Genomic DNA, 13,956 nt, shown 5'->3' on the forward strand with positions numbered 1-13,956 from the left:
GCACGCCCCAACCGCACCGTTGCAACACCGGGCACGAACAGCAGGAGAGATACATGCGAGATGCCGTCATCGTCGACGCAGTACGTACACCGATCGGCCGTCGCGGCCGCTCCCTCTCGGAGATCCATCCGGCCGATTTGTCCGCACACGTCCTACGTGCACTCGCAGAGCGCACCGGACTCGACGCAGCGACGGTCGACGACGTGATCTGGGGGTGCGTCAGTCAGGTCGGTGAACAGGCCGGAAGCATCGCCCGCACAGCGGCACTCGCCGCCGGTTGGCCCGACAGCGTTCCCGGTGTCACACTGACCCGGGCCTGCGGATCGAGCCAGCAGGCAGTCTCCTTTGCCGCCGCTACCGTCATCTCCGGTCAGAACGACGTGGTTGTCGCCGGCGGCGTCGAGTCGATGTCGCGAGTACCGATGGGAACCGCCAGCAAGAACGGTGAGCATTTCCCGCCGTCGGTCCTCGAACGCTTCGGTGTCGATGGATTCAGTCAGGGAACCGGCGCCGAGATGATGGCCCGCAAATGGGCACTCACACGGACGGCGCTCGACGAATACTCTCTCCGCTCACATGAACTCGCGGCCCGTGCCACTGATACTGGAGCATTCACCGGACAGATTGCCACCATCGCCGATTTATCGCAGGACGAAGGGATACGGCGAGGGGGAAGCGTGGAGTCGCTCGCGAAGCTGCCGGCGGCATTCGACGCAGACGGAGTGATCCACGCAGGCAACTCTTCTCAGATCTCCGACGGAGCGGGCGCCACACTCGTCACGACCAGTGAATACGCCCGAGCACACGGGTGGAAGCCACTCGTCCGGATTCACACTGCAGTGGTCGCGGCCGCTGATCCGGTCATCATGCTCACCGGTCCGATTGCCGCCACTGCAAAGGCATTGGAGCGATCCGGGTTGTCCATAGACGACATCGGCGCCTTCGAGATCAACGAGGCGTTCGCGCCCGTTCCGCTTGCTTGGCAGGCCGAAACCGGCGCGGCCATCGATCGATTGAATCCGCTCGGCGGAGCGATCGCCGTCGGCCACCCGCTCGGTGGATCCGGCGCGATCTTGATGACTCGGCTAGCACATCACATGCGCGATCAGGGAATTCGCTACGGACTGCAGTCGATGTGCGAAGCCGGCGGCATGGCCAACGCGACGATTCTCGAATTGATCTGACCCGAACCGATTTTCGGGCCTACATGTCATCCAGCAGGAAAGAAGAACTCATTCATGAAACTCGAAGGACTTTCCACCGCGATCACCGGCGGCGCTTCAGGCTTGGGCCTGGCCACCGCTCGACGGCTGCTCGACGCCGGAGCGCACGTCACGTTGATCGATCTGCCGTCCTCCGACGGTAAACAGATAGCGGCCGACCTCGGAGAGGCAGTGCAATTCGCCGAGGCCGACATCACCGACAGCGAACAGTTCGCAGACGCGCTCGACGCGGCGCACGAGCGTGGTGGCCTCCGCGGCGTCGTCCACTGCGCGGGCGCGGGGCGTCGCATGCGCATTCTCGACAAGGACGGAAAAGCCGGATCGGTCGAGGATTTCGAGTTCGTCGTCAAACTGAACCTTGTCGGTTCGTTCAACGCGCTTCGTCTCGGCGCCGAGAGGATGGCCGAACTCGACGCCGTGGACGGTGAGCGAGGTGCCATCATCATGACGGCGTCGGTCGCAGCATTCGAAGGTCAGATCGGTCAGATCAACTACACGGCATCAAAAGCCGGGATCGTCGGCATGACGGTCACCGCTGCTCGCGATCTCGCCAGCCGTGGGATCCGCGTCAACACCATCGCCCCAGGCATCATGGACACTCCCCTACTGGCGCGCCTGCGCGAAGACGTGCGCACTGCCCTCGAAGCCTCGGTTCCCAACCCTTCACGGCTGGGTCGCCCGGACGAGTTCGGTCAGCTGGCCGTCTCGATGCTCGAGAACGACTATCTGAACGGCGAAACCATCAGGCTCGACGGCGCTATCCGGATGGCTCCCCGGTGACGGGCGCCGGCGTGATCGCCAATCCACAACTGCGCCACAACATGCACTACCCGGATACCACAATGGCGTACTGGGCCCCCAGCATGGCGGCACTCTACGGCGATCGCCTCGCCGTCGTGGACGGCGACCGCACGTGCACGTTCCGCGAACTCGGTGAGCGCAGTGCGCAATTCGCCGGAGCACTGAGGCAGGCGGGCGTTGGCGTCGGTGACGTGGTGTTAATGCACCTCGGGAACTGCGTCGAGTTCCTCCAGGCCTACTACGGCTGCCTGCAAGCCGGGGCAACCGTTACGTTGGTCAATCCGCTGCAGCCAGAGCTCGGCCTGCGCAAGCAGATCGAAGAGACGTCGGCCGTTGCTGCCGTCACGCAGAGTTCGCAGCTGCACGTCCTTCTCGCGGCTTCTTCAGGAAGCACCGTCCGTAGAATCGTGATGGTTCAGGACACCGAGGGCGCGCTCGACACACCGGAGCCGGTCGTCGCGTTCGACGCATTCATCGCCGATCTACCCACCGAATTCACCCCTACCTCCGTCCGCAGCGATGACATCGCACACATCGCGTTCACTGGCGGAACCACCGGAGTCTCCAAAGGTGTTCGCGTTCTTCACCGCAACGTCGTCGGCAACATCACGCAGATGTGTGGTTGGAGGACCGGGCACGAATTGGAGGCAGGTGCCGACGGTCTGGTCACGCCACGACGCATCGACGGCCTCGACGTGCTCGGTCCGACGCCGGGAACCGGGGCGACCATCGTGGTCTCACCGCTCTTCCACGCACATTCGTTGCTCAACACGTCGTTCCTGTTGATTTCCGGACTCACCCAGGTATTTGCCGGCCGGTTCGAACCCGGCCGGATGCTCGAGCTGATCGAAAAGCACGGGGCCACCTACCTCACCGGGTCTCCCGCCATGTGGCACGCACTGTCGGTTCATCCCGACGCTACGGTACGTAACACCGACAGCGTGTGTGTCGTGTCCTCCGGCGCTGCCCCGATCGACAGCGTCACGCTCGCTGCGCTCCGCCACGCCTTTCCCAAAGCGCTGGTCGTCGAGGGATACGGACTGACGGAGGCCACTTGTGTGGTCACGGCCGCTCCGCTGATCAACGGCTCGCAATACCGGCAGAGCAGCGTCGGCCTCCCGATCTTCGACACCGAGATACAGATTCGCGATCAACTCGACCGGAAGACCGTTCTGGGCGAGAACGAACGTGGCGAGCTGTGGGTGCGTGGACCTCAGGTCACCGACGGCTATCTCGGACACCCGGAAACCACCGCTGAACAGTTCGTCGACGGCTGGCTGGACACAGGAGACATCGCGTACCTGGACTCGGACGGATACCTCTTCATCTGCGACCGAGCCAAGGACATGCTCATCTACAAGGGGTACAACGTCTATCCGCGTGAACTCGAAGAGATTCTGGTCTCGCATCCGGCGATCTCGACTGCTGCGGTCGTCGGCCGCGAAGTGGGGAGCAATGGCCAGGAACCCGTCGCCTTCGTGGTGATGACTCCAGGTGCCGAGTTCGACGCCGAGCAGATCAAGGCATTTGTTGCTGAGCAGGTATTGCCGTACAAGAAGATTCGCGAGGTAGTCGCGGTAGAGCTTCTCCCGACGTCCGCTGCCGGCAAGGTCCTCAAGACCGATCTCCGGTCCAGGCTCCTCGAGTCAGTCGACACGGCAGGTTCCAAATGACAACCTTCGCAGATCTGACGTCGCAACTGCGCGTACCCGTCCTCGCCTCACCGATGTTCATCATCTCGACGCCCGACCTCGTCATCGCGCAGTGCACCGCCGGGATCATCGGGTCTTTCCCGGCCCTGAATGCCCGTCCGCAGTCGACACTTCGGGATTGGCTCAAACTGATCACGGTGGCGCGCGAGGAGCATGATCGTGAGCACCCGGAGAAGCCCTCTGCTCCCTTTGCGGTCAACCTCATCGTCCATCGGTCCAACAACCGCCTGGAGGAGGACCTGGCGACCATCGCCGAGTTCGAGGTCCCAATCGTCATAACCTCGCTCGGCGCACGCACGGACATCAACGATGCGGTTCATGCGTACGGCGGAATCGTTCTCCATGACGTCATCGACAATCGCTTTGCACGCAAGGCGATCGAGAAGGGTGCGGACGGCCTGATTGCGGTAGCTGCCGGCGCAGGTGGTCACGCAGGTAGACAGTCGCCGTTTGCCCTGATTCGGGAGATTCGTGAGTGGTTTGCCGGTCCAGTTCTGTTGTCGGGTGCCATCGCTCACGGAGATTCGGTTCTCGCTGCACTCGCCGCGGGAGCCGACCTGGCTTATGTCGGCTCGGCATTCATTGCAACCGAAGAGGCCAACGCCGATGACGCATACAAGGAAATGATCGTGGACTCGGGCGCCGCGGATATCGTGTACTCCAATCTGTTCACCGGCGTACACGGCAACTATCTGCGTGGCAGCATCGTTGCCGCCGGTTTGGACCCGGAAAACTTAGCCGAATCCGATCCTTCCGCAATGAGTTTCGCGACCACCGATACCGACACCAAGGCCTGGCGCGACATCTGGGGCGCCGGCCAGGGAATCGGGCCGATCGACGCTGTCCTTCCGACTCACGCGGTCGTCGAGCGTCTCGCCGCAGAGTACGAGGCTGCTCGCGAACGTATCTGCCGTCGCTAGCTCGGCAGGCATTCGTGGACCAAGTTCACGAATGCCTGCCCTACCGGAGAGAGGAGGGACTGGTCGAAGACTAGCCCGTATGTCCGGAGGAATCTCGGCTCACAGGCCCGCTCCACAACCTGCCCAGGCATCGACTTTGCCACGGCACGCTCGACTAACGACCCGCCGAGTCCGGCTATGACCATCGGTAGTCGCGACTCCCGTTGATCCGTGACCACCGCAAGTTCCGTTCTCGTACCGGCCTTTCGGATCGAATCTTCAATCGCGTCACCCATCGCGGCTCCTCGCGGAACGAAGACCATGGGAATATCGGGCATCTCGGCAAGACGCACCGGCCCCTCCGGAAGTTCGGTTCCGGCGGGATAGACCAACCGATAGTCCTGTTCCCCAAGCTCGATGATCTCGAATCCCTTTGCTGCTTCGAGAGGGAGATGGGCAACTGCGAATTCGCAATGCCCGTCACGTATCAGAGAATCGAGATTGTCTTCGCGCTCCAACTCCGAAAACCTGACTCGTGCACGGGGATACCGAATGCAGAACTCGGCAATCAGATCGACGATGGTCCCCGACGTGAGCGCGGGAAACGCCATGATGTCGAGTCGACCGACGACCGCGCCGTCGGCGGCAGTCAACTGTCCTTCGGCGGCAGCAACATCACGAAGCACCTGGCGACTCGGCCCCACCAGACTGCGCCCGGCCGCACTGAGCACCATCCCCCGCCCGATCCGATGGAAGAGCCGCACTCCCAGTTCGCGTTCCAGCCCGCGCAGAGCCTGCGACACCGTCGGCTGAGCTACGCCCAGCGCGGCCGCCGCGCCGCTGATTCCCTTGTTCTCGACAACCGCGAGAAAGTACTCCATCTGTCGAAATTCCACAGTTCAGCCCTTCGCCGTGGATCCCGCAGCAGCGGTCGCCATTTCGGCTGCCGTGGCGATGAAAGCAGCCGCTGCTGGCGACTGCTCACCGGCGCGATAGACCAGACCGACGTCTCGGGTCAGCGGTGGATCGAATGAGAACGTGTGCACATCTTTCATCTGCTGCTGCGCAACCTTTCTCGGCACAACTGTGGCTCCGATGCCACGGCGCACGAGCTCCCAGGTGGTCACCGGATGTACACAATCCACCACGACGTTCTCAGCGCCGGCGCTGAGCAGACCTCGGAATTGATTCGATTGATCTCCGAGGTCAACTACCAGTGGCAGTGTGTGGAGGACCTCACGCCGAACCGGATCGACCAGCGGTTTCACAAGCCGGTCGGACAACAACACATACGTGGCAAGCACCATCTCTTGCGTCGCTATCGGTGCAGTGATCAGACCTTCGTATCCGACGCTCAGATCGGTGACACCGACTTCGGCGGATCCACGCCTGAGGGCAGTATCCACCCCGGCCGGTCCGAAGGTGTCGAGAACCCGCACGACGATTTTCGGGAAGTCAGCCCGGAATCGCCGGACCAATTCGACCATCGGATCGATCGAAAACGCCGAGTACGACACGACGTCCACCCGGCCGAACTCGAGTTCACGAACGGCGGTCACCTTGGCCTTCGCGCGCTCGACGTCGGCCAGGATTCGCCGGGCCGCGAGATCGAACGTGCGGCCCGCATCGGTAAGAACCAACCGCCTACCGGTCCGGTCGAACAGAGTGGCACCCAACCGACGTTCGAGCGTACGAATCGCCTGAGAGAGCGAGGGCTGCGAAATGTAGAGAGCCTGAGCGGCCTTCGTTATCCCACCGTGGTCGACAACAGCGACGAAGTAGGTAACAAAATGCAGGTCCACTCACCCATCATACGACCAGCAATCTGTCGCTCACTCCACCCGAGCCACGCCAGCTACCGCCCATTCTCCGGTGAAGACCGGCTCGCGCTTTTCCACGAAGGCACGAACGGCGTCGGTAGCGTCCGTTGCGAAGTTGACGGCTTGCGCACTCGCCTCGTTGTCCAACGCCTCTCGTAAGGTCAGCGAGCTGTGACGCTCGAGCATGGCCGCCGACTGACTCAACGCAGCAGGCGGACCATCAGCAAGCCGCTGCGCAAGTTCCGACGTGTGTTTGTCGAGTTCAGCCGGTTCGACCAGATAGGTCACCAATCCGAGGTCGTACGCTTCTTGTGCGTCGACGGTCTCGGCGAGCATCACCAATCGTTTGGCTTGCTGGATGCCTACCAGCCTCGGCAGGATCCACGACCCACCGAAGTCAACGGACAAACCACGTTTGGCAAAAATCTGACTGAACTTCGCACCCTTCGCTGCCACGACGAAGTCGCAGAGCAATGCCATGTTCCATCCGGCTCCGACCGCAAACCCGTCGACCTTCGCCACCAGGGGCTTGGGAAACTCACCCAGCGCGACAGCAGTTGCGTTGATGACACGCATGCGGTCGAGGGGGTGCGACGAGCCTCGTTTGTCGAGATCGGAACCCGCACAGAAGGTGCCACCCGCACCCGTCAGGATCACAGAGCGAATGTGCGAGTCCTCCTGAAGTTCGTGAAGTGCCTCGCGAAGCTCGATCCAGGCGTCAAGATCAAGAGCATTGCGACGGTGTGGCCGATCGAGGACGATCGTGGCAACAGCGCCGGTTCGCTCGATCCTGACGGCCGCCCGCTCGATGGTCTCGGCACTCATGAACCGCTCCAGACAGGTGAGCGCTTCTCGGCGAATGCCGTCGCACCTTCCTTAGCGTCTCGGGACGCAAACACCGGGTCGATGAATTCACGTTGCGCGACAAAGGCATCCGGATCGGTATAGTTCGCGGACATCGCGAGAACCTGCTTGGTCGCTCGAACGGCCAACGGACCGTTTGCCGCTACTCTGGCCGCAAGTTCACGTGCGACGGTCAGCGCTTGTCCAGGTTCGGCAAGCCGATTGACCAGCCCGTGATGATGCGCCAACGTGGCACTGAGCGGGTCACCGGTAACAGCGATCTCCATGGCTAGCTGATACGGGAGAATCTTGGGCAGACGCAGAAGGCCTCCGGCGGCCGCGACAAGCCCTCGCTTCACCTCGGGCAAGCCGAATTTCGCATCGGTAGACGCCACGATCAGGTCGGCCGCCAAAGCCAGTTCACAACCGCCCGCCAGTGCCCAACCCTCGACCGCTGCGATCAACGGCTTCGACGGCGGAGCTTCGGTCAACCCGGCAAATCCCCGGCCGGGCAGCGACGGCCGTTCCCCGCTCGCAAATCCCTTGAGATCCATACCTGCGCAGAAAGTTCCACCAGCACCAGTCAGGATGCCGATAGTGAGATCCGGTCTCTCCTCGAACTCGTCGATCGCTGCTGCCAGGGCTCCCGCAAGTTCGAGATCGACTGCATTCTTGGCCTCGGGTCGATTGAGTGTGATGACGGCGATGCCGTCGGCGAAGTCCGTAAGCACGGCGCTCATATTCGGTTCCTACTTCCCTGATGAGAATGTTTGAAGGTCACAGCTCTCGAAGGCTCCATCGCACGGGCGAACGGCCGGACGCGGTCACCATCTCGCGTTTGGCCAACACGACGAGATGAGCGTGCGTCTCGCGGACAGCCAATCGCAGTAGTCGCGGCGACATCTGATCGAACGGCCGAGACCAGGAGATTGTGCGCGAGAGTTCCCAGGCCGTCGATTCGGGTTCGATCGCAACGGCCGCAACGATTTCCGACAGTCGCTCTTCGTGGTGCCCCATCAATTGACGCGCACGATCAGCGATCCCGCGGAATCGATACTCGTGTGCCGGCAGCACCTCGCATTCGCGCAGGGTTGTTGTTGCCTCGAGCGAAAGCAAGTAGCGATGCAGCGGATTCTCGAGTTCACCGGGAACCGTGGAGATGTTAGGACTGATCCGCGGCAGCATGTGATCACCGCTGAACAACAAGCCCCTGTCCTCTTCTACGAAGCAGAGATGTCCCGGAGTGTGCCCCGGCGTCCATTGCGCGCGCAGATTCCATCCCGGTAGGTCGATTGAATCCCCATCGCCCAGAACAACATCGATGGATTCATGTTCGGCGAACCGCACCAGATCGACCCGTGACGCGTCGAGCACTTCGGCCGGCGCCCCGAGTTCGGAGAGCTGCACATTCCAGCCGGTGATGTCCTCTCGGGCCTGCTCAGGACCATGGTAACCGAGTAGCGTCGCATCGGCCACATGCATCGCAAGTGTTGCGCCGCTGACATGCCGAAGGCGCGGTGCCAGTCCGAAATGATCGGGATGCAGGTGTGTGATTGCTGCATACCGAACTTCGGAAACGTGGTAACCGATCGACGCGATTCCGTCGACGAGTGCCTGCCACGATTGTTCGTGATCCCAACCGACGTCGATCAGTGCAAGCCCGTCGTCAAGGGCGAGCGCGTAGACGAGTACGTAACGCAAAGGGTTGTCCGGCATGGGAACAGGGATCGACCACAATCCGTCCCGTACCTGCTCCACCGGCGGAAGCACGTTGTTCGCCCAAGCCTCGCGTTGTGCAACACCAACGTCTTCGGTAACGATCACGATGCTTCTCCGCTCGCACTCAGCATGGTTCGCAGGCTCGACTTGAGTAGTTTCCCGCTCGCATTGCGAGGCAGGGAGTCCACGAAGTGGATCTGGCGGGGCTTCTTGTACGACGCCAATCTCGCTGCGCTGAAGGCGATCAGCTCGTCGGCACTTGGCACATCAGCACCGTCGAGAAGTGTGATCACCGCGGTGACGGCCTCACCCCAGCGCCTGTCGGGGACCCCGACTACTGCTACTTCGGCAACCGAAGGATGCTCGGCCAGACTGGATTCCACTTCGATCGGATAGACGTTCTCGCCGCCGGTTATGATCATGTCCTTGAGGCGGTCGGTGACAAACAGATAGCCCTCGTCGTCGAGGTGGCCGGCGTCGCCCGTTCGGAGAAAACCGTCGTGGGTGAACAATTCGGCAGTCTCACGCTCACGTCGCCAGTATCCGCAGGTGTTGTTTCTGCTGCGCGCGACAATTTCTCCGGATTCATTCGGCGGCAACTCCTCACCCGTCATGACGTCGCGAATGGAAATTTCCACGCCGATCATCGGCTTTCCGGCTGACCGCAGTAACCCGGAGCGCAGCCCACTCACATGATGATCGTAGGCACGAAGTACGGATACAGAACCCGTTGTTTCGGTCATCCCGTAACGCTGAACGAATTTACAGTTCAACACATTCATCGCGTGAGCCAGGAGCGACGGCGTGATCGGCGAGGCTCCGTACGCGACCACCTGCAAGCTGGACAGGTCGAAACTCTCGAGAGTGGGCAGATCTACCAGTGTCTGAATGACCGCCGGCACAAGAAATGCGTGGGTGACGTGTTGTGTCGCAATGGCTTCGACTACCCGGGCCGGCGCCATATCGCCGAGTAGAACCAAGTGCACCCCAGCCGACAGACAGGTACTCATCCACCCTGCACCAGCGATGTGAAAGAGCGGAAGCGCGTCGAGAGCCACTGCATTCGAACCGAATTCGTACACCTCGAACCCTTCTGGCTCATTGTACAGATTCCGATGTGTGGCCACGACGCCTTTGGGTCGTCCGGTTGTCCCAGACGTGTACAGCTGCAGCACGGAGGTGTCCGGATCGTGTCCCAGTCCAGGGTCGATGCCCGTTCCGGATGCCACGAAGTCCGCCCAGGTTCGCGAATCTTCCAGACCCCCTTCAGATCCCACAGCAACAACCGCAACCTCAGGCAACGCTGCGAGAATCGCTGCCGCACCCACTGCGAACTCGTCGTCGACGATCAAGACGTCGAGTTCCGCATCCACGGCAACGTCGACGAGTTCACGTGGGTTGAGTCGCCAGTTCAAAGGGATGAACACAGCGCCTGCCTTCGCGCACGCTATGAAGGTCTCAGCACCTTCGAGACCCATCCTCAGTAAGGCTCCGACACGGGCGCCCGCCGCGGACACTTCTGTCAACGCACTCGCCAGCGCATTGGTCTCGGCGTCGAGGTCGGCGCACGTCAACGTCCGATCGCCACACGTGATCGCCGGGTCCAATGGCCGTGCCGACGCCGAGTGGCGTATCCGGTTGGGTAGGTGAAGCTCGCTCACATCACGCTCCTGTGTTCCAAGTACAAACCGAGCACGCACCGCGTCGGTGGTACCGGAACAGTCGACCACTGCTATGGCCTGCGCCACAAAGACGAGAAGGCGCACAGAACCATAGCTCAGACCTATGTCTGCAGGTCGAAGCTCGTCACTGCAACCGATGCGCCGTCATCTGGGAGAATTCGACAGATGCAGGCACCCGGCATGGACATACGCAGCGCGCAATATCTCGTCGCCGTCGTCGATCATGGCAGCGTCACGGCAGCCGCCGTGGCGCTGCACATTTCGCAACCCTCACTGTCGCAGGCGATACGCAATCTCGAACGGACGCTGGGTTCCGCCCTGTTCGATCGCACCGCCCGCGGCTTGATCCCCACTGCTGCCGGAGCAGCGGTCGCCGACGCTGCTCGCAAACTACTCACCGACGTCGCCAAGGCCGAGACGGCAGTCGCTGCGGTGATCGCACTGCAATCGGGCGAACTCGCCATCGCTGTCCAATCCGACCTCGCGGTCGACGCGGTCGCCGACATGGCAGGTCAGCTCCACCGCACAGCTCCGGGGATCGTGTTCTCCACAACCGCGGCATCCAGCGCCCGCGAGGTACGGGCTCTGGTCCGGTCCGGCAGGTGCGAACTCGGATTTCTCGAACGCGATCTCGCGGACGGAACGTCCGACAACCTCCGCGAGATCGAGACCAGAGCACAGGAGACGGTGCTGTCGATCCCACCAGCACTTGCGGTCGGCCTCCCCGATCCGCTGCCCCGCGCGTCGATCAGTGCCCTGCCCATGATCGTCGACGCGCCGTCGAACCGTCGTAGCTACCCACTCGGCGCCGAGTGGGAACTCGTCGATATCGTCGTCGAGGTCCCCGATCGCCTGGCCGTTCGTGAGATGGTCGGCCACGGCGGCGGCGCCGCACTCTTGCCCCGTTCCATCGCCGAGCAGGACGCCCCCGGGACGAGCATTCGATCGCTGCACCCACCAATCATCCGACGGACAAGTATCGTCTTTCGCGACGGGCCTTTGTCCCCTGCTGCGGCGGCGCTGGTATCGAATCTCCGCACCGCTCACAGTCCTTCGACAAACAGCCTTCCCAACGGCGACAATCTCTCCGGATCGAACTCGATACCGTAGGTCAGTGAGATCGCAGGATTCAACGGGAAAATCTCGGCCCCCGAGGCAGCTGCACGCTCGGCAAGAGAACGTTCCATGAACGCCATACCCAAACCGGCGAGCACGAACTCGCCGACGGCCTCCCGGTGCGCGAGTTCAGTCGACATCTGTGTCCTGACGCCGGCGGCATGCAAGGACGACTCGATGGCAACTCGCGCCCGGGAATGTTTCTGCACTGCGACCACCGGTAGATTCGGAAGCTCGGTCAATGACACCGATTCTCCAGCAGTAGGTTTCATTCCGCTCGGCCAGACCGAACGCGGCGCCGTTCCCGGGACGGCAAGCCAATAGTCGTTCACTCCGATGACATGCGTCGACAGTACCGACATCTCCGGTTGCCAATAGCTGAATACCAACTCACACACCCCGTCGGCCAATACGCTTTCCGTATTCGCGCCACGTGGAAGCTCACCGACACGCACCGTGATGCCCGGGCAGCGTCGACGGAAATCGGCGACAATTCGTGCCACCGGCCCCTCCAGTCCATGAGCGGCGGAGCAGATGTCCAGACGGCCTTTCGGTTCCATGTCCACGCCGATCGCGGCATTGGACGCGGCCGCACTACTGCGCATCATTTGCCGAGCCGGCCCGACCAGCGCTCGTCCTGCCGACGTCAGGACCAGACCCCGGCCGACACGGTGGAAGAGTTCGACGCCAAGTTCACGTTCGAGACTGCGAATACCTTGTGACAACGACGGCTTGGTTACCGACATGGACTGTGCCGCCGTCGCCAAAGACTCCCCGTCTGCAACGGCGAGAAAGTATTCGACTTGACGTAGGTCCACCCGTCGACTGTACGACGCACGTCCACACGCGGTTCAGTTGTACGAGCGCAGCAGCCCCTTGCTGATGATCTGCTTCTGGATATCGCTGGTGCCCTCACCGATCAGGAGGAACGGCGCCTCACGCATCAAGCGCTCGATCTCGTACTCCTTGGAGTACCCGTACCCGCCGTGAATACGGAAACTGTCCTGCGTGACCTCCGAGCAGAACTCACTCGCCAGGTACTTCGCCATACCGGCAGCGACATCGTTCCGTTCGCCCGAATCCTTGAGCCGAGCCGCATTCACCATCATCAGATGCGCAGCTTCGACCTTCGTACCCATCTCCGCGATACGGAACGCGATGGCCTGATGCTCGGCAATGGGCTTGCCGAAAGTTTCACGCTGCTTCGCGTACGTCACCGCAAGTTCGAAGGCCCGCTGCGCGATACCGCACGCACGCGCCGCCACATTCACACGACCGACCTCGACACCATCCATCATGTGCCGGAACCCGACGCCGGGCTTGCCACCGAGAACCGCGTCGGCGCCAATCTCGAAACCGTCGAAAACCATTTCGGTCGTGTCGATGCCCTTGTAACCCATCTTCTCGATTTTTCCGGGGATGGTCAGGCCGGGAAGGACTTCACCGAATCCGGCAGGCTTCTCGATCAGCAACGTCGTCAGATTGTTGTGCGCCTTCGCCGCGCCTTCGTCAGTCTTGACGAGCACGGCCACCAGAGTCGACGAGCCGCCGTTCGTCAGCCACATCTTCTGCCCGTTCACCACGTAGTCGCCGGATTCGGTGCGCTTCGCCTTGGTCGAGATGGCAGCAACGTCGGAACCCAGTGCCGGCTCCGACATCGAGAAAGCACCGGTGAGCTCGCCCGTAGCCAACCGCGGCAGGTACTTCGCCTTCTGTTCCGGCGTCCCGTGTGCCGAAATCATGTGCGCCACTATGAAATGGGTGTTGACGACACCGGACACGCTCATCCAGCCGCGAGCCAATTCCTCGACGCACAGTGCGTATGTCAGGAGGGATTCTCCGATGCCACCGAACTCCTCGTCGATCGTCAACCCGAACAAACCCATGTCCTTCATCTGCTTGACGATGTCCGTGGGATACGTGTCGGTGTGCTCGAGTTCCTGCGCTGCGGGAATCACCACGCGATCGACGAATTCCCGCACGGCACCGATGATGTCGTTCTGCGTCTCGGTCAATCCTGCAGTCTGCGCCAAACGCGTCACTGTTCCACCTGTTCATCGAGGGAGATCCTCCACCCATTCAATCCCCGAAACACAGGGGTGTCAAAGTTCGACAACCATACGAATGGTTAGGGAAAAACT

General features: G+C 61.8%; 13 protein-coding genes. 5 read left to right on the top strand and 8 right to left on the bottom strand.

The genetic code is table 11. The features are described 5' to 3' along the window. Nucleotides 1-53: 53 nt before the first annotated feature. From FFI94_RS27050 to FFI94_RS27065, 4 genes are read left to right on the top strand one after another with little or no spacing between them, the layout of a single operon-like run. On the top strand, nt 54-1,184 hold the full coding sequence (locus FFI94_RS27050; protein ID WP_138870527.1) for a thiolase family protein: 1,131 nt from the start codon (nt 54-56) through the stop codon (nt 1,182-1,184). 54 nt (nt 1,185-1,238) lie between these two features. Beyond that, entirely contained in the window at nt 1,239-2,003 is a 765-nt protein-coding gene (locus FFI94_RS27055; protein WP_138870528.1) for an SDR family NAD(P)-dependent oxidoreductase, read from the top strand. Between the two features lie 41 nt (nt 2,004-2,044). Next, nucleotides 2,045-3,697, top strand: a complete 1,653-nt coding sequence (locus FFI94_RS27060; protein WP_185993442.1) for a class I adenylate-forming enzyme family protein — start codon at nt 2,045-2,047, stop codon at nt 3,695-3,697. After that, nucleotides 3,694-4,656, top strand: coding sequence for a nitronate monooxygenase family protein (locus tag FFI94_RS27065; RefSeq protein WP_138870530.1), 963 nt, complete (start codon nt 3,694-3,696; stop codon nt 4,654-4,656). Before FFI94_RS27060 ends, FFI94_RS27065 begins: the two co-directional genes overlap by 4 nt. Here FFI94_RS27065 and FFI94_RS27070 read toward each other — a convergent pair. From FFI94_RS27070 to FFI94_RS27095, 6 genes are read right to left on the bottom strand one after another with little or no spacing between them, the layout of a single operon-like run. Continuing rightward, nucleotides 4,653-5,531, bottom strand: coding sequence for a LysR family transcriptional regulator (locus FFI94_RS27070; protein WP_138870531.1), 879 nt, complete (start codon nt 5,529-5,531; stop codon nt 4,653-4,655). The genes FFI94_RS27065 and FFI94_RS27070 overlap by 4 nt on opposite strands. Nucleotides 5,532-5,534: 3 nt before the next feature. Beyond that, on the bottom strand, nt 5,535-6,437 hold the full coding sequence (locus tag FFI94_RS27075; RefSeq protein WP_138870532.1) for a LysR family transcriptional regulator: 903 nt from the start codon (nt 6,435-6,437) through the stop codon (nt 5,535-5,537). Nucleotides 6,438-6,467: 30 nt separating this feature from the next. Next, nucleotides 6,468-7,280 carry an enoyl-CoA hydratase/isomerase family protein gene (locus tag FFI94_RS27080; RefSeq protein WP_138870533.1) on the bottom strand — a complete coding sequence of 271 codons (813 nt, stop codon included), beginning with the start codon at nt 7,278-7,280 and terminating at the stop codon, nt 6,468-6,470. After that, the gene (locus FFI94_RS27085) at nt 7,277-8,038 is read right to left on the bottom strand and encodes a crotonase/enoyl-CoA hydratase family protein (RefSeq protein WP_138870534.1); all 762 of its coding nucleotides are present in this window, start codon (nt 8,036-8,038) and stop codon (nt 7,277-7,279) included. The genes FFI94_RS27080 and FFI94_RS27085 overlap by 4 nt, the downstream gene beginning before the upstream one ends. A gap of 37 nt (nt 8,039-8,075) precedes the next feature. Then, complete coding sequence (locus FFI94_RS27090) at nt 8,076-9,122, bottom strand: MBL fold metallo-hydrolase (RefSeq protein WP_138870535.1); 1,047 nt, start codon at nt 9,120-9,122, stop codon at nt 8,076-8,078. Continuing rightward, nucleotides 9,119-10,678 carry an AMP-binding protein gene (locus FFI94_RS27095; protein WP_138870536.1) on the bottom strand — a complete coding sequence of 520 codons (1,560 nt, stop codon included), beginning with the start codon at nt 10,676-10,678 and terminating at the stop codon, nt 9,119-9,121. The genes FFI94_RS27090 and FFI94_RS27095 overlap by 4 nt, the downstream gene beginning before the upstream one ends. A 186-nt stretch (nt 10,679-10,864) precedes the next feature. Here FFI94_RS27095 and FFI94_RS27100 point away from each other — a divergent pair, with 186 nt between their 5' ends. Continuing rightward, nucleotides 10,865-11,809, top strand: coding sequence for a LysR family transcriptional regulator (locus FFI94_RS27100; RefSeq protein ID WP_138873447.1), 945 nt, complete (start codon nt 10,865-10,867; stop codon nt 11,807-11,809). Here the strand turns inward: FFI94_RS27100 and FFI94_RS27105 are convergent. Beyond that, nucleotides 11,743-12,633, bottom strand: coding sequence for a LysR family transcriptional regulator (locus tag FFI94_RS27105; RefSeq protein ID WP_138870537.1), 891 nt, complete (start codon nt 12,631-12,633; stop codon nt 11,743-11,745). The two genes, FFI94_RS27100 and FFI94_RS27105, sit on opposite strands and share 67 nt — an antisense overlap. Nucleotides 12,634-12,666: 33 nt before the next feature. Beyond that, nucleotides 12,667-13,857 (bottom strand): acyl-CoA dehydrogenase family protein, encoded by a 1,191-nt coding sequence (locus tag FFI94_RS27110; protein ID WP_138870538.1) that lies wholly within the window; start codon nt 13,855-13,857, stop codon nt 12,667-12,669. Nucleotides 13,858-13,956 lie beyond the last annotated feature (99 nt).

Source organism: Rhodococcus sp. KBS0724 (genome assembly GCF_005938745.2).
Taxonomy (GTDB): domain Bacteria; phylum Actinomycetota; class Actinomycetes; order Mycobacteriales; family Mycobacteriaceae; genus Rhodococcus_F.